Genomic DNA, 21,628 nt, shown 5'->3' with positions numbered 1-21,628 from the left:
CACCGGCCCGCGCCGGCCTGGCTCAGTCCACGCCGCGCGCGCGGTCTTCCTTGAATTTCTTGACGAAGTCCTGGAAGGTTCCGGCGTCGATGGCATCGCGCATCTCCTGCATCAGCTGCAGGTAGTAATGCAGGTTGTGCACGGTATTCATGCGTGCTCCGAGGATTTCGCCGGCACGGTGCAGGTGGTGCAGGTAGGCGCGCGAGAAGTTCTTGCAGGCGTAGCAGTCGCAGGTCTCGTCGAAGGGGCGGTCGTCGTTCTTGTACTTGGCGTTCTTGATCTTGACGTCGCCGTAGCGGGTGAAGATCCAGCCATTGCGCGCATTGCGGGTGGGCATGACGCAGTCGAACATGTCTACGCCATTGGCCACGCCTTCGACCAGATCCTCGGGCGTGCCCACGCCCATCAGGTAGTGCGGCTTGTCGGCCGGCAGGCGCGGGCCGACATGTTCCAGCACGCGCATCATGTCTTCCTTGGGCTCGCCCACCGACAGGCCGCCAATGGCGAAGCCGTCGAAACCGAGCTCCTCCAGTCCGGCCAGCGACTCGTCGCGCAAACCCTCGAACATGCCCCCCTGGACGATGCCGAAGAGCGCATTGGGATTCTCGCCGCGGTCGAATTCATCCTTGGAACGCTTGGCCCAGCGCAGCGACATGCGCATGGACTTGCCGGCCTCTTCGCGGGTGGCCGGGCGGCCATCGATCTCGTAGGGTGTGCATTCGTCGAACTGCATGACGATGTCGGAGTTGAGCACGCGCTGGATCTGCATGGAGATTTCCGGCGAGAGGAACAGGCGGTCGCCGTTGATGGGCGAGGCGAAGTGCACGCCCTCTTCGGTGATCTTGCGCATCTCTCCCAGGGAAAACACCTGGAAGCCGCCGGAGTCGGTCAGGATGGGCTTGTCCCAGCCGATGAACTTGTGCAGCCCGCCGAACTTGCTGACCACTTCCAGCCCCGGGCGCAGCCACAGGTGGAAGGTGTTGCCGAGGATGATCTGGGCATTGATTTCCTTCAGTTCCAGCGGCGACATGGCCTTGACCGAACCATAGGTACCGACCGGCATGAAGATGGGGGTCTCGACGGTGCCGTGGTTCAGTTTGACGCGGCCGCGGCGGGCCTTTCCGTCGGTTTTCAGCAGGGTGAATTCCAGCATGGTGCTCTCTGTTTTTCAGATAGATCGGTAGATCAGGTACGGGTCAGCAGCATGGCATCGCCATAGCTGAAGAAACGGTACTTCTGGGCGATGGCGTGGGCATAGGCCGCGCGGATATGTTCATAGCCGGCAAAGGCCGACACCAGCATCAGCAGGGTCGACTTGGGCAGGTGGAAATTGGTCACCAGCAGATCGACGGTCTTGAAGGTGTAGCCGGGGGTGATGAAGAGCTGGGTGTCGTCGCTGCCGGCCTGGAGCTGGCCGTTCTGCGAACCGGACTCCAGCGCCCGCATGCTGGTGGTGCCCACGGCGACGACGCGCCCGCCGGCGGCCCGGGTGGCGCGCACGGCCTCCACCGTCTCCGGCGAGATGGTGTACCACTCGCTGTGCATCTTGTGCTGCGACAGGTCTTCCACCCGCACCGGCTGGAAGGTGCCGGCGCCCACGTGCAGGGTCACGAAGGCCTGCTTGACGCCGCGCGCGGCCAGTTGTTCCAGCAGCGCCTGGTCGAAGTGCAGGCCGGCGGTGGGCGCGGCGACCGCGCCGGGCGCCTTGGCGTAGACGGTCTGGTAGCGGGTTTCGTCGTAGGCGTCGGCTTCGTGATCGATGTAGGGTGGCAAGGGCAGGCTGCCGTATTGCTCCAGCAGTTCGAAAGCATCCGCCGGGAAGTGCAGCGTATAGAACTCGCCGAAACGTTCACCCACCGTGACATCGAAGGCGTCGGCCAGGCGGATGCGGCTGCCCGGCGGCGGCGACTTGGAGGCACGCACCTGGGCGTGCACGGTACGCGCATCGAGGATGCGTTCGACCAGGGCCTCGATCTTGCCGCCGGTTTCCTTCACGCCGAACAGGCGCGCCTTGATCACGCGGGTATCGTTGAAGACCAGCAGGTCGCCGGGCTGCAGCAGGTCGACGATGTCGGAAAAACGGCGGTCGGTCAGCTGCGCACCCTGCACCTGCAGCAGGCGCGAGGCACTGCGCTCGGCCAGCGGGGTCTGGGCGATCAGCTCGGGGGGGAGATCGAAATCGAAGTCGGAAAGAGAGTACATGCTTGCAAAATAATGATGGAGGCGGCGTCGACAGCGACCAGTGCTCAAACGCGATCGAGAGAAAACGAAAGCGAGAATGCGGTCGGGTCCGGCAGCCTTCCCCGGCAAGAAGTGTTGCCGGCGGGATTGATACTGTAAATATTCACAGTAAAATAGCGTAACCCGCTATTTTACGCTGTCTGCGCGTTTTTCCCATCTCCGTGTGCGACTAGTGTACCTATGGCAATCCGACTATCCGACCGCTGACCGCATGCCCGCTACCGCGAAGAAAACCAGTTCACCGGCCTCGAAGAAAAAAGCCGCACCCGCCGCCAAGCCTGCCGCCAAGCCCGAAAACAAGCTGGCCAAGCTGGGCCTGCACAATGACATGGACCTGGTGCTGCACCTGCCGCTGCGCTACGAGGACGAGACCACCCTCATGAGCATCGCCGAAGCCTCCCTGCGTGGCCTGCAGACGGTGCAGGTGGAAGGCGTGGTGACGGCCTGCGAAGTGCAGTTCCGCCCGCGCCGGCAACTGATCGTGACGGTGGGTGACGACAGCGGCCAGCTGACGCTGCGTTTCATCAACTTCTACGGCAGCCAGACCAAGCAACTGGCCGAAGGTACCCGGGTGCGGGTGCGCGGCGAGTTGCGACATGGTTTCTTCGGGGCCGAGATGGTCCATCCTTCCTACAAGGTGGTCAACCAAGGGGCCCCGCTGCCGGACGTGCTTACGCCGGTCTATCCTGCCGGCGAAGGCCTGTCGCAGGCCTACCTGCGCAAGGCCATTGCCAATGCCATGAGCCGGCTGGACTGGAGCGATACGCTGCCGCCCTCGATGTTGCAGACCCTGGACCTGGCCGCCTTCGAGCCATCAGTGCGGCTGCTGCACAACCCGCCGCCGGACGTGGATGAATACGCGCTGACGGAAAAGTCACATCCGGCCTGGATCCGCATGAAGTTCGATGAACTGCTGGCGCAGCAGCTTTCGCTCAAGCGCGCCCAGGCAGCGCGGCGCGCCAAGACCGCGCGGGCCTTGACGGTGACCGGACGCCTCACCGAGGAATTGACCAAGGTCCTGCCGTTCCAGCTGACCGGCGCGCAGCAGCGCGTGCTGGAGGAAATCCGCGCCGACCTGCGCCAGTCCTTCCCCATGCAGCGACTGCTGCAGGGCGATGTGGGCAGCGGCAAGACGGTGGTGGCGGCACTGGCGGCGGCTCAGGCCATCGACAGTGGCTGCCAGGCCGTGCTGATGGCGCCCACCGAAATCCTGGCCGAGCAGCACTTCCGCAAGATCGCGGCCTGGCTGGAGCCGCTGGATGTGGGTGTGGCCTGGCTTTCCGGCAGCCAGAAGAAGAAGGAAAAGACCGAGGCCCTGGCCCATATCGAATCGGGCGCAGCGCGTCTGGTCATCGGCACCCATGCGCTGATCCAGGACACGGTGCAGTTCGAGAACCTGGGCCTGGTGATCGTGGACGAACAGCATCGCTTCGGCGTCGGCCAGCGCCTGGCGCTGCGCAACAAGAGCTTCAATCCTGAGGACCGGGACGCCGCCGCCGTGCCGCACCAGCTGATGATGTCGGCCACGCCCATTCCGCGCACCCTGGCCATGACCTATTACGCCGACCTGGAAGTATCGGTGATCGATGAACTGCCGCCGGGCCGCTCGCCCATCGTGACCCGCGTGATCGATCAGAACCGCCGGGACGAAGTGATCGAACGGGTACATGCGGCGGCACTGGAAGGCAAGCAGATCTACTGGGTCTGCCCCTTGATCGAGGAATCGGAGGCGCTGCAGCTGCAGACCGCCACCGATACCCATGCGGCGCTATCGGCGGCGCTGCCTGATCTCAGTATCGGGCTGGTACACGGGCGCATGAAACCGGTCGAGAAACAGGTCGTCATGGAAGGCTTTAGCCGGGGCGCGATCCACCTGCTGGTGGCCACGACGGTGATCGAGGTGGGCGTGGACGTGCCCAATGCCTCGCTGATGGTGATCGAGCATGCGGAGCGTTTCGGCCTGTCGCAATTGCACCAGTTGCGCGGACGGGTCGGACGCGGGTCGGCCGCCAGCGTGTGCCTGCTGCTGTACCAGGGGCCGCTGGGCGGTACCGCCAAGCAGCGCCTGGCCACCATGCGCGAAACCACGGATGGCTTCGAGATCGCCCGGCGCGACCTGGATATCCGCGGCCCCGGCGAATTCCTGGGTGCGCGCCAGTCGGGCGAGGCCATGCTGCGCTTTGCCGATCTCGGCACCGACCAGTGGCTGGTGGAAAAGGCCAGGGATACCGCCCAGGCCCTGCTGGAACACGCACCCGACATCGTCGATCGCCATCTGGCACGCTGGCTGGGCGGGCGCGAAGACTATCTCAAGGTCTGAACCGGCATGCCCTGCGCGGCCAAACCTTTCATGGAACAGGGAAGACCCGGCGCAGTAAACGGGAATCGGCAAAATGCCAATCGATTTTCCGTAAAAATCGAGAATATCTTCGCTTAATGTCGATTGACGCCTCACAATACAGAGTCCAATCTACGGCCCACATGAATCGGTCCATCCACCGCTGATGGCGCCGGCAAGCGTCATCGCCAGGCTGCAGGATGACCATTGTGCAACTAGAGAAGGCTGATAATTTTGGTTTCCAACCACGATCCACAAACCTCCCGCAGACTGCTCTGCCCGATCTGCCAGCGTGCCCTGTCGGCATGCATCTGCCATTGGACCTCACCGATCGACCATGCCGTCGATGTCCTGATCCTGCAACACCCCCTGGAAGTCAGCAATGCCAAGAACAGCGTGCGGCTGCTGCACCTGAGCCTGCCGTACAGCAAGCTGGTGATCGGCTCGGTGTTCGACCCGGAAGAGCTGCAGCAGCAACTGCATGCACCCTCGCGCGTACGCAACGTGCCCGAGAGCGAACCGGTGCAGCCGGTACTGCTCTACACCGACGACGCGGCCACGGCCGAGACCCGGCATTTCGATGCCCGCACGATGATGGTGGACAAGCAACAGGCCATCAAGCGGATCCGCCTGGTGATTCTCGACGGCACCTGGCGCAAGAGCCGCAAGATGCTCTTCGAGAATCCGCTGCTGCAGGCCTTGCCGCGCATGGTACTGGTGGATACCCCGACCTCGCGCTACACCATCCGCAAGTCGCACAAGCCGGAACAGCTGTCCACCCTGGAAGCCGCCGGCTATGCCCTGATGCAACTGGAACGCAACAGCGAGAAATATCATCCGCTGATGACCGCCTTCGACAACTTCGTTCTGCAGCAGGGCTACATGCGCATGCACGGCCAGGCCGCCCGCCGCAGCGAATAGGCGAACGGTCGACGAAGGATGGCCTGAAGGTCTGTGTACGCGCCAGGCTCATGCGGAAACCCGGCAGAAATCGCGCAAAGAACCGGTGACATGGTGCCTGCACCCGCTGCGGGGAACCATTCCGGCCCAGGCGGGACCAAGCTCTTCCGGCTGCCTGGCGCAGCCGTTCTTGTTCAGGCAGCCGCGCATTGCGCTTATAATTGAGCGGATCGAGGCAATGAACCTTGAACATTCCTGACACGCGCTGGCGCCCGTCAGCGCAATCCCATCCTGCGAACAATCAACACATGAGTTCCGAATTCCTGCAACTGGCTGAAAAAGTCACTCAGCTCGCCAAGCTGGCGCAACGCCTGCGCGAAGAAAATGCCGAGCTGCGCCGGAAAGTCAAACTGCTCTCCGAAGACAACACCACCCTGACCGCCCGCGTGGACGATGCCTACCAGCGCGTGAGCGCCGTACTGGCGCAATTGCCGGTGGCCGAGGCAGAAGAAGAAGCGGCGGCTGCCGCCGACGAGGAGGCCGCATGAGCACCATCCAGATCCAGGCCATGATCATGGGCCAGTCCTATACCCTGGCCTGCCAGGAAGGGGAACAGGCGGCGCTGCACCACGCAGTGGCCTACCTCGACCAGAGGATGCGCGCAATCCGCGATGCCGGGCGCATCAAGGGCACCGATCGCATCGCCGTGATGGCCGGCTTGGGCATCGCTGCCGAGTTGCTGAGCATGCAACGCGCCGAGGGGCCCTTCGCCGGCCTCACCATTGCCCAATGGCAGCAACAGATCGCCGCCATCACCGAAGTGGTGGACCAGGCACTGGCGCCACAGGAAAAACTGTTCTGATCGCTGGCGATACATCGGTACCCCCGATATGCCGATATGGCGCAAAACACGATGGCTGCCCGAGGGCAGCCATTTTGCATTTCATGGGAGAGTGGGGGCATGTGCCGGGGCGATCCGGCGATGGAAAATCCGGTTACAAAATCGCCAGTAAATTTTTCACGCAAGTCTTGGAGAGCGACGGCGAATGCGTTAGACTTCGTACTCCTGCCGTGTTCGCGATTGCCATATATTCCTTGAACCATTTACGAGCATAGGTTGTGGGATTGTTCGATGGGCGTGAGCGTCGCTAGTCCGATGAACCCGAAATTGAACTACTGCAGCCAACTTGAACCGTCAGGTTCAGGATGCCGGCACAGCGGCACAGGCGGGACTTGATTCAAGGAAAACGGCTGCATCTGCAGCCGTTTTTTTATGCCCGTCCGGTTTCGCCGGTGGTGCTGCTTCTCAGCTCTCGCGCTTGCGCGCGCTCTTGCGCTCCTGCCCCACTTCATCGATGGCGTCCTGGAATTCGGTCACGTCTTCGAAGCTCTTGTAGACCGAGGCGAAACGGATATAGGCAATCTTGTCCAGCCGCTTCAGTTCGCGCATGACCAGCTCGCCAACCTGCCCCGACATCACTTCCCGCTCCCCGCTCTGCAACAGCTTGTCCTGGATGCTCTGGATCGCCATGTCCACCGCCTCGGCCGACACCGGGCGCTTGCGCAGGGCCAGCATCAGGCTGCCGCGCAGCTTGGCGGGGTCGAACTCGGTACGGCTGCCATTCTTCTTGACGATCACCGGCAGGGTCAGCTCAATGCGCTCATAGGTGGTGAAGCGCTTGTCGCAGTTGCCGCAGCGACGGCGGCGGCGGATCGAATGACCGTCCTCGGACAATCGGGTGTCCAGCACCGGGGTATCTTCGTGATTGCAGAATGGGCACTTCATGGCGGCAGTGATTTGATTGGACTGGACAAGGAGGGACCGCCCTCCTGACTTCGTGGTACGACCCGATGCCGGCGATCCGGACCAGGGCGGCAGTATTGCATACCCCCGCCCCTGGCGGCCATCGTATCGTCGTACAGATAAACGACGGCGCCCGCAAAGACGGGCGCCGTCGGATACCGCATGGAACATCGAGCCGTCAGACCGGCGACGCCCGCCCGCAGCGGGCCGGCGTCACGGTCCTGCTCAGCCGTAGACCGGGAAGGCGTCGGTCAGCTTCTTCACTTCGACCTTCACGCGCTCGATGGTGGCAGCGTCGTGCGGGTTATCCAGCACGTCGGCGATCAGGTTGCCGACCTTCTCGGCCTCGGCTTCCTTGAAACCACGGGTGGTCATGGCCGGGCTGCCCAGGCGGATGCCCGAGGTCACGAACGGCTTTTCCGGGTCGTTGGGGATGCCGTTCTTGTTGCAGGTCATGTGGGCCGAACCCAGGATGGCTTCGGCTTCCTTGCCGGTCAGGCCCTTGGGGCGCAGGTCCACCAGCATCACGTGGGACTCGGTGCCGCCGGAGACGATGCGCAGGCCGCGCTTGATCAGGGTCTTGGCCAGCACGTCGGCGTTCTTGACCACCTGCTGCTGGTAGGCCTTGAATTCGGGCGAAGCGGCTTCCTTGAAGGCCACGGCCTTGGCGGCAATGACGTGCATCAGCGGACCGCCCTGGATACCAGGGAAGATGGCCGAGTTGATGGCCTTTTCATGCTCGGCCTTCATCAGGATCACGCCACCGCGCGGACCGCGCAGGGACTTGTGGGTGGTCGAGGTGACGAAGTCGGCGAAAGGCACCGGGTTGGGGTACACACCGGCGGCGATCAGGCCGGCATAGTGGGCCATGTCGACCATGAAGTAGGCGCCGACTTCCTTGGCGATCTTGGAGAAGCGCTCGAAGTCGATGCGCAGCGAGTAGGCCGAGGCACCAGCGATGATCAGCTTGGGCTTCTTCTCGCGGGCCAGCGCTTCCATGGCTTCGTAGTCGATCTCTTCCTTGTCGTTCAGGCCATAGGAGACCACGTTGAACCACTTGCCCGACATGTTCAGTGCCATGCCGTGGGTCAGGTGGCCACCTTCAGCCAGCGACATGCCCATGATGGTGTCGCCCGGCTTCAACATGGCGAAGAACACGCCCTGGTTGGCCTGGGAACCGGAGTTGGGTTGCACGTTGGCGGCTTCGGCACCGAACAGGGCCTTGAGACGGTCGATGGCCAGCTGTTCGGCCACGTCCACGTATTCGCAGCCACCGTAGTAGCGCTTGCCCGGATAGCCTTCGGCATACTTGTTGGTCAGTTGCGAACCTTGCGCTTCCATGACGGCCGGCGAAGTGTAGTTTTCCGAAGCGATCAGCTCGATGTGATCCTGCTGGCGTGCGTTTTCCTTCTGGATGGCAGACCACAGGTCGGGATCGACTTTCGCGAGAGTCTGGTTCTTGTCAAACATGGTGTTTCTCCAAATTGATGAGGTGCGGCCGAAGATCGGGTCACCGGATGCGCGAAGGCATGCCTGATGCTCGACTTCCAAAATCGAATGAGGGCCAGAAAATACGGGGGATTGCGGGCAGCCTCAGTCGTACTGTCCATTCGGCTGCCCAGGCGCACGGCTGTTGAAATCTCACGCTTCCCGATGGATCCCCATCTTGGTCGGTTTTACCCGACGTTTCGCCAGTCACGTGAGACGAAATGGTGAGCGCATTGTAGTGAAATGGGGCGATTTCGGCAAGAAGCATGGCTGCTTCGCAACATCCTCGCTCGCGCCGCGCAAGCCCGGAAAAGCGAGCCGTCCTTCGTAAAAAGCCGCTTTGGGCTACAATTTCGTTTTCTTTCCGGAACGTCGGCCTCAAGGCTGCACCTGCCCGCCCGCCGGCACCGGTTCTTACGCCACACAACAGGAGAATCAAGAGATGGTCGTGTTGATTACGGGAGCTACCGCAGGCTTCGGCGCCGCCATGGCGCGCAAATTCGCCGGCAACGGTCACAAGGTGATCGCAGCCGGTCGCCGCAAGGAGCGCCTGGATGACCTGGTCAAGGAACTGGGCGCCGACAAGGTCCTGCCGCTGGTGCTGGACGTGACCAGCAAGCAGTCCATCGAAACCGGCCTGGCCAGCCTCTCCGGCGACTGGAAGCAGATCGACGTCCTGATCAACAATGCCGGCCTGGCACTGGGACTGGGGCCGGCCCACGAAGTGGCGCTGTCGGACTGGGAAACCATGATCGATACCAACGTCAAGGGACTGGTCACCATCACCCACGCCCTGCTGCCCGAGATGGTCAAGCGCGGCAGCGGCACCATCATCAACCTGGGCTCGGTAGCCGGTGCCTACCCCTACCCCGGCGGCAACGTGTACGGCGCCACCAAGGCCTTCGTGGACCAGTTCACGCTGAACCTGCGCGCCGACCTGGTCGGCACTGGCGTACGTGCCACCAACCTGGCCCCTGGCCTGTGCGGCGGCACTGAGTTCTCCAACGTGCGCTTCAAGGGCGACGATGGCGCTGCGGCCAAGGTCTATGAAGGCACCACCCCGCTGACGGCCGAAGATATCGCCGAAGCCGCCTTCTGGGTCGCCACCATGCCGGCGCACGTGAACATCAACTACATGGAACTGATGCCGACCTGTCAGGGTTTCAGCCCCTTCAACATCAAGCGCAAACAGTAAGGGATGGGGTAAAATGGCGTTTTTGCCGAAGGCGCCCCCGGCGCCGCAGGAACGCCATTTTCGCCACGTTCCCCCAGGCAGGATACGCGGCCTTCGCAATTCCTGTCTTCGCGGCAACATTTGATGCGATTGTTCGATTGACTCCTTTTCCGCTGCCACAGCAGATTTCCCAATAACAAGAAGCATATGAGTGCCGCCAGTAGTCCATTCGACTGGAACATCCGGGTCTACTATGAAGATACCGACACCGGAGGCGTGGTCTTCTACGCCAACTACCTGAAGTTCTTCGAGCGCGCCCGCACGGAATGGCTGCGCTCCTTCGGTTTCCAGCAACAGCACCTGGCCCGGACCACCGGGGCGATCTTCGTGGTGCGGAACACCAATGTCGACTATCTGTCGCCAGCGCGCCTGGACGATGAACTCCGCCTGACCGTCGTGGTCGAAAAACTTCGAAATGCTTCCATGGAATTTTCCCAGGAAGCCTGGCGCCTGCCGTCGGGGGATGGCAAGACCGCCTGCAACGGGGAACAGACGCTGCTGGCGCGGGGCCGCATCACCGTCGTATGCGTAGACGAAGCCACTTTCCGTCCACGTCCCATTCCCGAAGAATTGCTCACCTGCATCAGGAATGTCACATGATGTCAACGGAAAAGCGCATCCAGACCTTTATGGTTCTGGGAAGCCAACAGCCCGGCCAGGCCATCCTGCCGCTTGGGACGATATCCGAAACGGAAACCTTCTACCTAAAATGACCGTCTTTTGTTTCATGTATTCGATTCGATAACTGAACAAAAGATACAAACCGCCGACTTACCATCCATTCACCGCTGCCACGCCGCCACCCTTCCCCATGAACGTCACACAAGACCTGTCCTTCATTTCACTGATCGCAAACGCGTCCGTTTTGGTGCAACTGGTGATGCTGCTGCTGCTGACCGCATCGATCACCAGCTGGACCTACATCTTCCGCAAGATGTTCACCATCCGCGCCGCCCGCATGCAGACCGAGGAATTCGAACGCGTCTTCTGGTCCGGTGGCAATCTCTCGGCGCTGTACCAGGAGGCCCTGTCCAACCGCCGCAAGGCCGGTAGCGGTGGTGCCATGGAACGCATCTTCCAGGCCGGCATGGGTGAATTCACCAAGGCCAAGGCCTCGGTCACGGCCCGTGGCGGTGCGGTCGATCCCGGCCTGCTGCTGGACGGCGCCCGCCGCGCCATGCGCGCAGCCTACCAGCGCGAAATGGATGCCCTGGAATCGCACCTGGCCTTCCTGGCTTCGGTCGGCTCGGTCTCCCCGTATGTCGGTCTGTTCGGCACCGTCTGGGGCATCATGAACGCCTTCCGTGGCCTGGCCAACGTGCAGCAGGCCACCCTGGCGGCCGTCGCCCCCGGCATCGCCGAAGCCCTGATCGCCACCGCCATCGGCCTGTTCGCCGCCATCCCGGCCGTGGTCGCCTACAACCGCTACTCGCACGATATCGACCGCCTGGCGATCCGCTTCGAAAGCTTCATCGAAGAGTTTTCCAACATCTTGCAACGTCAGGCACGCTAATGGCTGGCTCATCGATGCGCGGGGGCCGTCCCCGCAAGTTCAAGTCCGAGATCAACGTCGTGCCCTACATCGATGTGATGCTGGTGCTGCTGATCATCTTCATGGTGGCCACGCCCATCACCAACCCCAGCGTGATCAACCTGCCCACGGCCGGCAAGTCAACCCAGCCGCCGTCGGACTACATCGAGATCGCCCTCAAGCCCAACACCCAGGCCACGATCCGCATCAACGGCCCCAAGAGCGGCGGCAAGAAGGCCGAGACCGTGACCGGCAAGACCGATCTGGCCGAACGCCTGCGCAAGCTGCATGAAGACAATCCCGAGCTGGCCGTGATGATTTCGGCGGACAAGGAAATCAAGTATGACGAAGTGGTCCAGGTGATCTCGGAAGCGAAGAAACAGGGCATCGCGCGGGTCGGCCTGGCCACCAAGTAAGCGCATACCCCAGCGATATGAGCGATAACGCACACTACAACATCCCCAAGGCCCCGGGCCGCTGGCGTGCCATCACGCTGGCGCTGGTGATGCACGTGGCCCTGTTCCTGTTCTTCTGGATCGGAATCCGCTGGCAGAGCGAGACCCCGCTCACGGTGGAAGCCGAGATCTGGGACCCGCAATACAAGGAAGCCGCCCCTCTGCCTACCCCGCCGCAGCCGGAACCGGCGCCGGTGGTCGAGCCGCCAAAGCCGCAGCCGCAGCCGCAACCCCAGCCCGAACCCAAGCCTGTCCCGCCCAAGGTGATCGACGAACCCAAGGTCGAGAAGCCCGATATCGCGCTGGAAAAGGAAAAGAAGCGCAAGGAAGAGCAGGAAAAGCTGGAGAAACAGGAAAAGGCCGACAAGCTCAAGGCCGAGAAGGAAAAGGCCGAGCGCGAGAAGAAGGAACAGGCTGAAAAGGACAAGGCCGACCGCGAAAAGAAGGAAAAGCTGGAAGCCGAGAAGCAGAAGAAACTGAAGGAAGAGAAACAGAAGGAAGAAGAGGCCAAGAAGAAGGCCGACGCCGAGAAGCAGGCTGCCGACAAGAAGAAGCAGCAGCAGGCCGCGGCTGACGCCAAGGCTGCCGAACAGCGTCGCCAGGAAGACCTGAAGCGCATGATGGGCCAGGCCACCAGTGCCACCGGTGGTACCGGCACGGCCGAGAAGTCGCAAGGTCCCAAGGGCAGCCCGGACTACGCCAACAAGCTGCGCGCCAAGATCCGCAGCAACACTGTGTTCGATAACAGCGGCGTAAGCGGAAACCCTGCCGGGGAGTACACTGTCGAATTGTTCCCGGATGGGACCGTGCGTACGGTGCGTGTGAACAAACCTTCAGGCGTGCCGGGCTTCGACGAAGCCGTGCGTACGGCCATCATGAAGTCGCAGCCCTTCCCGGCCGACAAGGATGGCAAGGTACCGTCCAGCTTCACTTTCACCCATTATCCGAAAGATCAGTAAACGATGATTAAAGCCCGTTACCTGACCAGCATCGCCGCCGCCACCGCCGTGGTGGCCGGCCTGTCCTTCGCCCCGGCCTCGCAGGCGCAGATCCGCTTCGAGATCACCGGCGTGGGTGCTTCGCAGATCCCGATCGCCATCACCGCCTTCCCCGGCGAGGAATCGGCCCCGCAACAGATCACCTCGGTGGTCAAGGCCGACCTGGCCCGCAGCGGCATCTTCAAGCTCATCGACAATGGCGATGCCCTCTCCGATTCCTCCGCCATCAACTATGGCGACTGGCAGAAGCGCGGCGCCAATGCGCTGGCCGTAGGTAGCGTCACGCGTCTGGCCGATGGCCGATTTGACGTGCGTTATCGCCTCTTCGACACCGTGCAGTCGAGCCAGCTGTCGGCGCTCTCCATCGGCGCCCAGCCGCAGCTGCTGCGCCTGACCGCCCACAAGATCGCCGATGACATCTATCAGAAGCTGACCGGCATCCCCGGCATCTTCTCCACCCGCATTTCCTACGTGACCAAGTCCGGCAGCGAATATCGCCTGGAAGTGGCAGACGCCGATGGCGAAGGCACCCAGGTGGCGCTGCGCTCCAATGAGCCCATCATCTCGCCGTCCTGGTCGCCCGATGGCACCAAGGTCGCGTATGTCTCCTTCGAAATGAAGAAGCCGGTGGTCTACATCCAGAACCTGGTGACCCGCCAGCGCTCCATCGTGGCCAACTTCAAGGGCAGCAACTCGGCCCCGGCCTGGTCGCCGGACGGTTCGCGCCTGGCCGTGGCCCTGACCCGCGACGGCCTGACCCAGGTCTACGTGATCAATGCCGACGGCTCCGGCCTGCGCCGCCTGACCAACAGCGCCGGCATCGATACGGAACCGCAGTTTTCGCCCGATGGCGGCAGCATCTATTTCACCAGCGACCGCAGCGGCGGCCCGCAGGTGTACAAGGTCGGCCTGGATGGCGGCTCGCCGCAACGGGTCACCTTCAACGGCAGCTACAACATCAGCCCGCGCATTTCGCCTGACGGCAAGACGCTGGCCTTCATCTCGCGTCGCGACGGCCTGTTCCAGCTCTATGCGCTGGACCTGACCAATGGCCAGGAGACCCGCCTCTCCGACGGCAGCCGTGACCAATCGCCCAGCTTTGCGCCCAACGGCAAATACATCATGTACGCGACGGAATCTGGTCGTCGCGGATCCCTGGCCGTCGTCTCCGTCGACGGCCGAATCAAACAGCGTCTCACGACGCAGGCCGGTGATATCAGGGAACCGACCTGGGGTCCGTTCATGAAATAAAGAAATCCAATATTGCTTTCATCACGACAAGGAGAAATCCAAAATGCGCACTATCAGTACCTTCGCCCTCATCGTCTCCAGTGCAGTCCTGCTGGCCGCCTGCTCGTCCACCAAGCTGGACGACAAGGCTAACGCTCCCGTGCAGAACGGCGCCAGCAACGGCGCTGACACCCGCGCCGTGGGCACCGTCAACGCCGGTTCGGTCGATCCGCTGAACGATCCGCAAGGCGTGCTGGCCAAGCGTAGCGTGTACTTCGACTACGACAGCTACACCGTCAAGCCGGAATACCGTACCGTGATCGAGAACCACGCCAAGTATCTGGTGGCGCACAAGGATCGCAAGGTCATCATCCAGGGCAACACCGATGATCGCGGCGGCGCAGAGTACAACCTGGCCCTGGGTCAGAAGCGCGCCGAAGCCGTCCGCAAGGCACTGGTCCTGCTGGGCGTATCGGATGCACAGGTGGAAGCGGTCTCCTTCGGCAAGGAAAAGCCCAAGGCACTGGGCCAGGATGAAGCGTCCTACGCCGAGAACCGTCGCGCTGACATCGCTTATCAATAATCGACATGCATACCGCTTTCAAACTGAAATCGGTGACCGTGGCGGCCTTACTGGCCGCCACGGCTTTCCTACCGCTTACCGCCCGTGCCGGCCTGTTTGACGATGACGAGGCGCGCAAGGCCATCCTGGACATGCGTGCCAAGATCGAAGCCCTGCAGCGCGATGTCGCCAACAAGGCCGACAAGAACAGTGTCCTGACCCTCTCGGACCGCAACGACAACCTGCAATCGCAGATTGCCGCGCTGCGCGGCCAGATCGAGGTCCTGACCAACGAGATTACCAACGCCCAGCAACGACAGAAGGATTTCTACGTCGATCTGGACGCGCGCCTGCGCAAGCTGGAACCCCAGCAGGTGAACGTCGATGGCCAGACCGTGGCTGTGGGCGTGTCCGAACAGCAGGCCTATGATGCGGCCCTGTCACAATTCAAGGGCGGCGATTACAAGGGAGCGGCCAATGCCTTCGCCGACTTCCTCAAGCGCTATCCGCAATCCGGCTACGCCCCTTCGGCGCAGTACTGGCAAGGCAATTCCCTGTACGCCCAGCGCGACTACAAGGGCGCCATTGCCGCGCAGCAGGTGGTGGTGAAGAATTATCCGGACAACCCCAAGGCCGCTGACGCCCTGCTCAACATCGCCAGTTCGCAGGCCGAGCTGAAGGACAAGGCTGCCGCCAAGAAGACCCTGGAGCAGTTGATCGCCAAGTATCCGAACACCCCTGCCGCCCAGACCGGCAAGGACCGGATGGCCTCACTGAAGTAAGCACGCACCACGGGATGGTGCGGCGTGACAGGCGATCATCGCCGGGCGGGCGTATCGTGCCGCCTCAGTGTTGACAGTGCCGATAGAGTTTGCCTATAATAGCGGTCTTTCGGGTCGTTAGCTCAGTTGGTAGAGCAGCGGACTTTTAATCCGTTGGTCGCAGGTTCGAGTCCCGCACGACCCACCAATAAATAAAAGGGTTCCAGCTTGCTGGAGCCCTTTTTCTTTGTGCGCCTAAAAGCACGGGGTTACACCGGGGTTACAATGGCGGTCAAATTCGATCAATTTAGCCGCCTCTCTCCCCAGCAGATCTGAGTGAACTCGCCCCTGCAGTTTATTCCATGCCTAGATCCTCCAAACCCTCTCCTTCCTGCCCATCATGGTTTCATCTGGAACGTTATTCCCGCACCAAGTCTCTTGACTTCGATGGCTGGAAAACACAGATAGGCAATCGCATCTATCTGGAAGGACTGATCGCCAGCGAGCAATACGAACTATTTGATCTTCACTTTGCAGAGATCAGTGCCGGCCCATTTCATGACATCGGCTTCGATGCAAACTACGCAGCCCCCTCTTCGGTCTATCCACTGACGATCGCAAAAACCGTGACCATCCTCGAAGCACTCATCGGCAACATGGAAAAAGATGAAGTAGATCGGCATACTCAATGTGATGAGAAGCTAACAGACATCGGTGCCGATGGGTTCTCGATGCAGCGGCACGTCACCATCGACCTTCGGGCGTCCGAGAGCAAAATAAGACGAGACTTCGAAAAATACTTGACTGCAGAAATCCAAGCAAATCGCCAACGATTCGAGCGCAAACGGGAGGCCGAAATCACAGAGACGGTCTTGGCATCTTGGTCTAGACAACGGATCCTCCCCTACCAAGATCTCATCTTGTGGTTCAGACGGCGAGGAGAAAAGAGGCCATCTGACCAGGTACTATCCACATGGCTGTATCCAGATGGCGCCGGGACCAAAGACAAGGTACGGGAAATCGGCGATGCTGCAAATTTTGCCTTCACCATGACCACATTGCGCCAGCTAGCGTTGGCAGCCGAATCCTGAAGCCCCCTTTTTCTGCGGGAAAAAATCCAGAAAAAGATCACCCCACTTAGAAAAGGCAACCGCATAAAGTCTCGTCTGTCCGGCTAATTCCTAGCCGGCCCTTCAACAGGACTAATATGCAATCTGACCTTTTTAGCCGTTCCGCAGCAGCGCAATACCTCGGCGTTAAACCCCAAACTCTCGCTGTCTGGTTCTCTACCGGACGCTATTCCTTGCCGGTGGTCAAAGTAGGGCGGTACGCCAAATATCGTCTGAGCGATTTGCAAGCTTTCCTTCAGGCAAATACCTTCTCACATTCTGGCTCTACCCAAAGCGGAGAGTCGGCATGAGCACTAACGTGCCCGTGGAACTGGAAGAAGTGACCCTGCTTACAAGCAATGGTGAGCAGGATCCTTTTGCCAAAGTCTTCGACATCGCTGCAGCCACACTTGCAGAGCAAGGGCTGCCCCTTGGAGCCAGAGTACGCCAGCACGCTCTTCTGCCACTTCAGTTGCTGAAGTGCAGAACCCTGCGCACTTGCTGCTCATCTGAAGCTGCTTGCTCCAATCATGGACTCGTTGCTGCTGCGGCCAAACAGCTCGGCAGGTATGCGGGTATCCAAGATTTCGCTAGATCGAAGGGCTTGGATACGCTCGGCTCGGCCATTGCCGCCGCAGACATTACTCGACCGCCTTCGTGCGAGGAAATCCGAGAGAGCGGCGCCACCACTTGCCCACCAGGTGGTTGTCCGTTGCCGGGTGGCAGCATCGCAGAATCACCAGAAGATCTTCTGCAGTGGAAGTGCGCACACAAGGATATCGGCGACGTCATCCTCGCTCGATCGGTCGTTGCCAGCGAGTTTGGCAGCGGCTTACTTGTCGCACCTGGAGATAAGATGTATGCCCCTCACGAGGGTGCATATCAGCCTATTGATACCAGGAAGATCCAGAATCTGATCATCAAGCACCTGGATACTGACGCCACTATCACGAGGGCTAATGCTATCCGCAAGATGATCCTGGCCATCGAACTTTCAGATGCTGAAGTGCAGCCGAGCCCTAACCACATCTGCTTCGCCAATGGCACGCTGGACGTCACCACCGGACGACTGGGTGAACACGACATCAGCAACAATCTGTTCAACCGCATTCCGCACAGCTACGTTTCGGGTAGCCAATGCCCCAACTTCATGGCCTTCCTGGATAGCATCTGGCAAGGCGACAGTGACGTGCTGCAAAAGCGACAGTTCATCCAGCAGTGGATGGGCGGCCTCTTGCTCGCCGACAGCAGCCAGCAGTGCATGCTGATATTGAAAGGGGAAGGATCTAACGGCAAGTCTGTATTGATGGACATCGCACGCCACATGGTTGGCGAGGCAAACACAACCAGCGCTATGCTGCACAGGTTGAAGCATCCAGATGTCCGTGCCACACTGGATAAGAAGCTCCTGAACCAGTCCCCGGACTTACCGAAGCTACGTCATGTATCGGATGGTGAGTTCAAGGCAATCATCGGCGGCGACTCGATTGAAGCGTCGGCGAAATACAAGCCATCCTCGCATTTCAAGCCCTACGTCAGGTTGATGGTAGCGACGAACAACATGCCTCATAGCAGCGACACCACCGAAGGCTACTTCCGTCGGTTGGTGGTGTTGACGTTTAACCGTCATTTTTCCGAGCACGAGCGAGATCCCCAGTTGCTCACGAAGCTCAAGGATGAAATGCCTGGAATTGTTGCCTGGGCGGTTGCCGGTGCACGGGCACTGCGAGCACAAGGCAGATTTTCGATTCCGCCATCATCTGCTCTGGAAATTCAAGCATATCGTGCGGAGATATCACCAGCCAGGAGCTTTGCCGAGGAATGCCTTGTGCCATCGCAAGGTCCCAGTAGCATCAAGGCTCAAGAACTGTTCTCGGCATACAGCACCTGGTGCAGATCACACGGATTCTCGCCGGGCAATTCGGTTTCGCTTGGTAGGGAGCTTAGCAGCCTGGGCTTCCGCTCAAGGAAGGTCAGCTCAACCGTCTGGATGGTCAGCCCCAGCGATGCAGGGCGACAGTACTTCCCCAGCAATATCGCAACCCTACCAGCGACACATCGCCAGCCAGCTCAGGTGATGTAATCCAAGTCAGTCTCCCCACCCTCAAAAGTGGGGAGCGTTCGGATAGACTCGGGCAGTTCGTTAGACCCTGCCAACTGGCCGCAGGGAAGATAGGGAAGATGTCTGCGCAAAACCGTCTAGCCTCCCCCTTACGGTCAGAACGTCGCATCCGAAATTCCGCACATACAGGTCGCCATACACCATAAGCTGTGAACCACGACTGTTACCGTAGGGAAGATAGGGAGGATACCTGCTTAAACTTCCTGCTGTCTGACATCGCAGATCCTGAAATACTCCCGGAAGAAGTCTTTCCGAGTGGAGCTCCGTACACCACTGTGATCGCAGCCCATGAAAATTTTTTTAATTTTCCGATCGCATTCCAAAACCGAAGTTAACATACTGATAGGGTAAGCAAGAAAGCCCCAATTTATAACAAGAAAGGAATATAAAAATGAGAGGAGATACAGCAAAAGCCATACACAACATGGGCGGAACAACCATGGTTAGCCGAAAGCTTGGAGTATCAAAAAGCACAGTTGGCAAGTGGATCCGCAACAATCACATCCCGAACTTGGATAAGGCAGAGATCGTCGCCAAGGCCAGTGGATTCGATGTATCGAGGCTTCGCCCTCGCTTCGAGCAGTAAGCACAGAGAAATGCCCTGCTTGCCGCTTCTTCATGGTGAAGATCGGCGAAAAAAAATCCGCCCGAAACTACGAATTTCTGGCGGAGCACATAACAATAAAAACTATATATGACATATTTTAACCAATTATTAGAAGGCGAAAAAACGCCCGCAGCAGCACCGTCACAAACACATCTCCTACCGGCAGAAACAAACCCCGTAATCCGTGCCAAGGAGCTTTTGACCCTCGACGCATCGATGGAAGGAGGAGTTAATTTTGACTTGACCAAGGAGCTTGCCTTCGAATGTCAGGACGATATCTTCGAACGCTGGATCCCCGATGGCGAAATCAGAGGCAAGCAATACGCCGCATTAAATCCGACTCGGAATGACGGAAGCATTGGGTCTTTTACGATCAATACAGAAAACGGAGTCTGGAAAGATTTTGCGGGGGCCAATAACGAGAGCGGATCCGACCTGATCAGCCTAGTTGCGTACGTGGAGGGAGGCATCAACCAAACTGAAGCCGCTCGCCTTATTTTGCAGCATATTGCATCGGGATCCGAAGCCATCGCTGCGGCTAGGGTAGCGAAGGGCGATTTCAAAAAACGTACAGACCAGCCTGAATTCATCGCCATCATGCCAGTACCTGAGGACGCACTTACACGACGGCCCATTTACTTCGGTGCACGTCTTGGGAAGCCGACCGCTACTTGGGCCTACCGTAATGCAGCCGGTGAGATCTTGTTCCTCCAGAACCGGTTTGACACTGCAGAGGGGAAGACATATCTCCCACAGACATACTGCAAAGATAAGACCGGACATCCCTCCTGGCAATTGAAAGCACCGCCAGAGCCTCGCCCCGCATACGGATTAGACCAGCTAGCAACAAGACCTGAAGCACCTGTCCTTTTCACAGAGGGAGAGAAGGCAGCAGATGCCGCCCAGAGCCTTTTCCCCGACTTCGTGGCAGTCACCACCTTGAATGGAGCAAAGTCGCCTGAAAAGACCGATTTGATGCCTTTTGCAGGGCGCACCGTTTATATCGCTCCGGACAACGATGAAGCTGGCATCGCCTATGCCAAGTCTCTTAACGACTTGCTTTCAGAAGTCGGAGCTCAAGTAGCGGCCATCATGGACCTGAAGCTTCTAGCGAAGCCTGGAAGTGATCTCCCCAAAGGCTATGATCTTGCCGATGCCCTGCGTGATGGATGGACATCCCAAACGCTTGCTGACCTTGGCAATGATCTATGGATAGACACCCCCTGGATGACTCCCAGCGAAGACGCTCTGGAAGATAAAGGAGAGTCAGTTCACGCAAGTCCACGCTTATCGGGCAAGAAGCAAGACCCATCTCCCATGCAGATGGCAAAAGAGCTGGGGCAGAAACTCTTCGGAGGTCACCTTGCCTGCTTCGATAGCAAGATGCTTGCATATGCAGAAGGTTATTGGAAGGTTCTCAAGCAAGACCTAGAGGTGCGAAATCCAATCCTGAATTATCTTGGAGACGCAGCAACCCCAAGAAAGATAAACACGATCTTCGAACTGATTAGAACCAATCATGCCGCAGACCCAGCGATGTTCGAAAGGAGATCGAATCTGATATGTCTGAAGAATGGGACATTAGAACCAATCTCGGGGGCGTTGCTTCCGCACAGTCCAGATCACAAATTGACAAACGCCCTGCAGATTGAATTTCTACCGAAGGCGGAATGCGCTCTTTGGCTGCAAACCCTAGACGAAATCTTTGCACCAGATACCGATAAGGAGAGCAAGATCAGGCTGCTGCAGGAATTTATCGGCTATTGCTTGATCCCCGACACCAAGTTGCACAAGTTCCTATGGCTCGTCGGCGCTGGGGGCAATGGCAAGTCGCTTGTTCTTTCGGTGCTGCAGGCACTTGTTGGGTCTACGAATATCAGTAATGCTGCCATCGAACGCCTACAGGATAAGTTCGTCAGAGCTGAGCTTTTCGGAAAACTGGTGAACATCAGCTCCGAGATGAGCGCCCAAGCAACGATCTCCGATGGCTACCTGAAGCAAATCACGGCTGGGGACGAAATTGAGGCGGAGCGCAAGTTTGAGCCGTCTTTTTCCTTCAGGCCATATGCTCGATTGATCGGTGCAACGAATAGCTTGCCAAGGCTTCTGTGTAATGACCCACTAAAAACCTGCTCAGTAGATAATCCTAAAAGGAAATCAAAATGAGCAAGGTCATGGACGAAGAATTCAAGCGTTGGACAGCCAAGCGCAAAGCGGCGCTGGTGATGGAAATCATCCAGGGCAAGAC

The 21,628-nt window shown here is 59.5% G+C and carries 21 protein-coding genes, 1 tRNA gene, 1 other RNA gene, 1 pseudogene and 1 riboswitch; of the genes and pseudogenes, 20 read left to right on the top strand and 4 right to left on the bottom strand.

The features are described 5' to 3' along the window. Window positions 1–22: 22 nt before the first annotated feature. Both tgt and queA read right to left on the bottom strand, forming a co-directional pair. Window positions 23–1,153, bottom strand: a complete 1,131-nt coding sequence (tgt, locus tag VE092_RS20470) for a tRNA guanosine(34) transglycosylase Tgt (protein ID WP_324879803.1) — start codon at window positions 1,151–1,153, stop codon at window positions 23–25. A gap of 32 nt (window positions 1,154–1,185) precedes the next feature. Continuing rightward, window positions 1,186–2,202 carry a tRNA preQ1(34) S-adenosylmethionine ribosyltransferase-isomerase QueA gene (gene queA, locus VE092_RS20465; protein ID WP_324879802.1) on the bottom strand — a complete coding sequence of 339 codons (1,017 nt, stop codon included), beginning with the start codon at window positions 2,200–2,202 and terminating at the stop codon, window positions 1,186–1,188. A 250-nt stretch (window positions 2,203–2,452) separates the two neighbouring features. Here queA and recG point away from each other — a divergent pair, with 250 nt between their 5' ends. The 5 genes from recG (at window position 2,453) to ssrS (ending at window position 6,716) form a co-directional block, all read left to right on the top strand. Beyond that, window positions 2,453–4,561, top strand: a complete 2,109-nt coding sequence (gene recG, locus VE092_RS20460; protein WP_324879801.1) for an ATP-dependent DNA helicase RecG — start codon at window positions 2,453–2,455, stop codon at window positions 4,559–4,561. Window positions 4,562–4,813: 252 nt separating this feature from the next. Beyond that, window positions 4,814–5,500, top strand: coding sequence for a tRNA-uridine aminocarboxypropyltransferase (locus VE092_RS20455; protein ID WP_324879800.1), 687 nt, complete (start codon window positions 4,814–4,816; stop codon window positions 5,498–5,500). 287 nt (window positions 5,501–5,787) lie between these two features. Further along, window positions 5,788–6,027: a DUF904 domain-containing protein gene (locus tag VE092_RS20450; protein ID WP_324879799.1), complete on the top strand. Its 240-nt coding sequence runs from the start codon at window positions 5,788–5,790 to the stop codon at window positions 6,025–6,027. Further along, on the top strand, window positions 6,024–6,341 hold the full coding sequence (locus VE092_RS20445; protein ID WP_198982773.1) for a cell division protein ZapA: 318 nt from the start codon (window positions 6,024–6,026) through the stop codon (window positions 6,339–6,341). Before VE092_RS20450 ends, VE092_RS20445 begins: the two co-directional genes overlap by 4 nt. Window positions 6,342–6,539: 198 nt before the next feature. Beyond that, a non-coding RNA gene (ssrS, locus tag VE092_RS20440) (6S RNA) lies at window positions 6,540–6,716 on the top strand. 69 nt (window positions 6,717–6,785) lie between these two features. Here ssrS and nrdR read toward each other — a convergent pair. Both nrdR and glyA read right to left on the bottom strand, forming a co-directional pair. Next, window positions 6,786–7,265 (bottom strand): transcriptional regulator NrdR, encoded by a 480-nt coding sequence (nrdR, locus tag VE092_RS20435; RefSeq protein WP_324879798.1) that lies wholly within the window; start codon window positions 7,263–7,265, stop codon window positions 6,786–6,788. A 243-nt stretch (window positions 7,266–7,508) separates the two neighbouring features. Next, a complete protein-coding gene (gene glyA / locus VE092_RS20430) occupies window positions 7,509–8,753 on the bottom strand; it encodes a serine hydroxymethyltransferase (RefSeq protein WP_006464742.1) in 1,245 nt (414 codons plus the stop codon). 139 nt (window positions 8,754–8,892) lie between these two features. After that, window positions 8,893–8,992, bottom strand: a riboswitch (ZMP/ZTP riboswitch). Window positions 8,993–9,213: 221 nt separating this feature from the next. On the opposite strand from glyA, the gene VE092_RS20425 reads away from it, so the two are divergent. The 15 genes and pseudogenes from VE092_RS20425 to VE092_RS20360 all read left to right on the top strand — a co-directional run. Continuing rightward, window positions 9,214–9,966 (top strand): SDR family oxidoreductase, encoded by a 753-nt coding sequence (locus tag VE092_RS20425; RefSeq protein WP_324879797.1) that lies wholly within the window; start codon window positions 9,214–9,216, stop codon window positions 9,964–9,966. 186 nt (window positions 9,967–10,152) lie between these two features. Beyond that, complete coding sequence (ybgC, locus tag VE092_RS20420; protein ID WP_324879796.1) at window positions 10,153–10,605, top strand: tol-pal system-associated acyl-CoA thioesterase; 453 nt, start codon at window positions 10,153–10,155, stop codon at window positions 10,603–10,605. A 211-nt stretch (window positions 10,606–10,816) separates the two neighbouring features. Beyond that, window positions 10,817–11,518 (top strand): protein TolQ, encoded by a 702-nt coding sequence (gene tolQ, locus VE092_RS20415; RefSeq protein WP_324879795.1) that lies wholly within the window; start codon window positions 10,817–10,819, stop codon window positions 11,516–11,518. After that, on the top strand, window positions 11,518–11,952 hold the full coding sequence (locus tag VE092_RS20410; RefSeq protein ID WP_324879794.1) for a biopolymer transporter ExbD: 435 nt from the start codon (window positions 11,518–11,520) through the stop codon (window positions 11,950–11,952). Before tolQ ends, VE092_RS20410 begins: the two co-directional genes overlap by 1 nt. A 17-nt stretch (window positions 11,953–11,969) precedes the next feature. Continuing rightward, window positions 11,970–12,950, top strand: coding sequence for a cell envelope integrity protein TolA (tolA, locus tag VE092_RS20405; RefSeq protein ID WP_324879793.1), 981 nt, complete (start codon window positions 11,970–11,972; stop codon window positions 12,948–12,950). Between the two features lie 3 nt (window positions 12,951–12,953). Continuing rightward, the gene (gene tolB, locus VE092_RS20400; protein WP_077237655.1) at window positions 12,954–14,240 is read left to right on the top strand and encodes a Tol-Pal system beta propeller repeat protein TolB; all 1,287 of its coding nucleotides are present in this window, start codon (window positions 12,954–12,956) and stop codon (window positions 14,238–14,240) included. Window positions 14,241–14,283: 43 nt separating this feature from the next. Next, entirely contained in the window at window positions 14,284–14,802 is a 519-nt protein-coding gene (gene pal, locus VE092_RS20395) for a peptidoglycan-associated lipoprotein Pal (RefSeq protein WP_008326545.1), read from the top strand. 5 nt (window positions 14,803–14,807) lie between these two features. Next, the gene (ybgF, locus tag VE092_RS20390; protein WP_324879792.1) at window positions 14,808–15,563 is read left to right on the top strand and encodes a tol-pal system protein YbgF; all 756 of its coding nucleotides are present in this window, start codon (window positions 14,808–14,810) and stop codon (window positions 15,561–15,563) included. Between the two features lie 111 nt (window positions 15,564–15,674). Beyond that, window positions 15,675–15,750: transfer RNA gene (locus VE092_RS20385), tRNA-Lys, on the top strand. 154 nt (window positions 15,751–15,904) lie between these two features. Beyond that, complete coding sequence (locus VE092_RS20380) at window positions 15,905–16,633, top strand: DUF6387 family protein (RefSeq protein ID WP_324879791.1); 729 nt, start codon at window positions 15,905–15,907, stop codon at window positions 16,631–16,633. 116 nt (window positions 16,634–16,749) lie between these two features. Then, a complete protein-coding gene (locus VE092_RS20375) occupies window positions 16,750–16,962 on the top strand; it encodes a helix-turn-helix domain-containing protein (protein ID WP_324879790.1) in 213 nt (70 codons plus the stop codon). Next, on the top strand, window positions 16,959–18,734 hold the full coding sequence (locus VE092_RS20370) for a phage/plasmid primase, P4 family (RefSeq protein ID WP_324879789.1): 1,776 nt from the start codon (window positions 16,959–16,961) through the stop codon (window positions 18,732–18,734). The genes VE092_RS20375 and VE092_RS20370 overlap by 4 nt, the downstream gene beginning before the upstream one ends. 430 nt (window positions 18,735–19,164) lie before the next feature. Next, complete coding sequence (locus VE092_RS23180) at window positions 19,165–19,359, top strand: helix-turn-helix domain-containing protein (protein WP_081496490.1); 195 nt, start codon at window positions 19,165–19,167, stop codon at window positions 19,357–19,359. Between the two features lie 108 nt (window positions 19,360–19,467). Continuing rightward, entirely contained in the window at window positions 19,468–21,546 is a 2,079-nt protein-coding gene (locus VE092_RS20365; protein WP_324879788.1) for a phage/plasmid primase, P4 family, read from the top strand. Continuing rightward, a pseudogene (locus VE092_RS20360) lies at window positions 21,543–21,628 on the top strand (DUF1153 domain-containing protein); the annotation flags it as partial. The gene VE092_RS20365 and the pseudogene VE092_RS20360, both read left to right, overlap by 4 nt.

Origin of the sequence: Herbaspirillum sp. (genome assembly GCF_035644555.1) — a bacterium.
Taxonomy (GTDB): domain Bacteria; phylum Pseudomonadota; class Gammaproteobacteria; order Burkholderiales; family Burkholderiaceae_D; genus Herbaspirillum.
This window is presented reverse-complemented; position numbering and strand designations above follow the sequence as displayed.

What these genes read in the sequence shown, in the direction of transcription:
- tgt (WP_324879803.1), bottom strand. Translation starts at nt 1,153, where the DNA reads ATGCTGGAATTCACCCTGCTGAAAACCGACGGAAAGGCCCGCCGCGGC.
- queA (WP_324879802.1), bottom strand. Translation starts at nt 2,202, where the DNA reads ATGTACTCTCTTTCCGACTTCGATTTCGATCTCCCCCCCGAGCTGATC.
- recG (WP_324879801.1), top strand. Translation starts at nt 2,453, where the DNA reads ATGCCCGCTACCGCGAAGAAAACCAGTTCACCGGCCTCGAAGAAAAAA.
- VE092_RS20450 (WP_324879799.1), top strand. Translation starts at nt 5,788, where the DNA reads ATGAGTTCCGAATTCCTGCAACTGGCTGAAAAAGTCACTCAGCTCGCC.
- VE092_RS20445 (WP_198982773.1), top strand. Translation starts at nt 6,024, where the DNA reads ATGAGCACCATCCAGATCCAGGCCATGATCATGGGCCAGTCCTATACC.
- nrdR (WP_324879798.1), bottom strand. Translation starts at nt 7,265, where the DNA reads ATGAAGTGCCCATTCTGCAATCACGAAGATACCCCGGTGCTGGACACC.
- glyA (WP_006464742.1), bottom strand. Translation starts at nt 8,753, where the DNA reads ATGTTTGACAAGAACCAGACTCTCGCGAAAGTCGATCCCGACCTGTGG.
- VE092_RS20425 (WP_324879797.1), top strand. Translation starts at nt 9,214, where the DNA reads ATGGTCGTGTTGATTACGGGAGCTACCGCAGGCTTCGGCGCCGCCATG.
- ybgC (WP_324879796.1), top strand. Translation starts at nt 10,153, where the DNA reads ATGAGTGCCGCCAGTAGTCCATTCGACTGGAACATCCGGGTCTACTAT.
- tolQ (WP_324879795.1), top strand. Translation starts at nt 10,817, where the DNA reads ATGAACGTCACACAAGACCTGTCCTTCATTTCACTGATCGCAAACGCG.
- VE092_RS20410 (WP_324879794.1), top strand. Translation starts at nt 11,518, where the DNA reads ATGGCTGGCTCATCGATGCGCGGGGGCCGTCCCCGCAAGTTCAAGTCC.
- tolA (WP_324879793.1), top strand. Translation starts at nt 11,970, where the DNA reads ATGAGCGATAACGCACACTACAACATCCCCAAGGCCCCGGGCCGCTGG.
- tolB (WP_077237655.1), top strand. Translation starts at nt 12,954, where the DNA reads ATGATTAAAGCCCGTTACCTGACCAGCATCGCCGCCGCCACCGCCGTG.
- pal (WP_008326545.1), top strand. Translation starts at nt 14,284, where the DNA reads ATGCGCACTATCAGTACCTTCGCCCTCATCGTCTCCAGTGCAGTCCTG.
- ybgF (WP_324879792.1), top strand. Translation starts at nt 14,808, where the DNA reads ATGCATACCGCTTTCAAACTGAAATCGGTGACCGTGGCGGCCTTACTG.
- VE092_RS20380 (WP_324879791.1), top strand. Translation starts at nt 15,905, where the DNA reads ATGCCTAGATCCTCCAAACCCTCTCCTTCCTGCCCATCATGGTTTCAT.
- VE092_RS20375 (WP_324879790.1), top strand. Translation starts at nt 16,750, where the DNA reads ATGCAATCTGACCTTTTTAGCCGTTCCGCAGCAGCGCAATACCTCGGC.
- VE092_RS20370 (WP_324879789.1), top strand. Translation starts at nt 16,959, where the DNA reads ATGAGCACTAACGTGCCCGTGGAACTGGAAGAAGTGACCCTGCTTACA.
- VE092_RS23180 (WP_081496490.1), top strand. Translation starts at nt 19,165, where the DNA reads ATGAGAGGAGATACAGCAAAAGCCATACACAACATGGGCGGAACAACC.
- VE092_RS20365 (WP_324879788.1), top strand. Translation starts at nt 19,468, where the DNA reads ATGACATATTTTAACCAATTATTAGAAGGCGAAAAAACGCCCGCAGCA.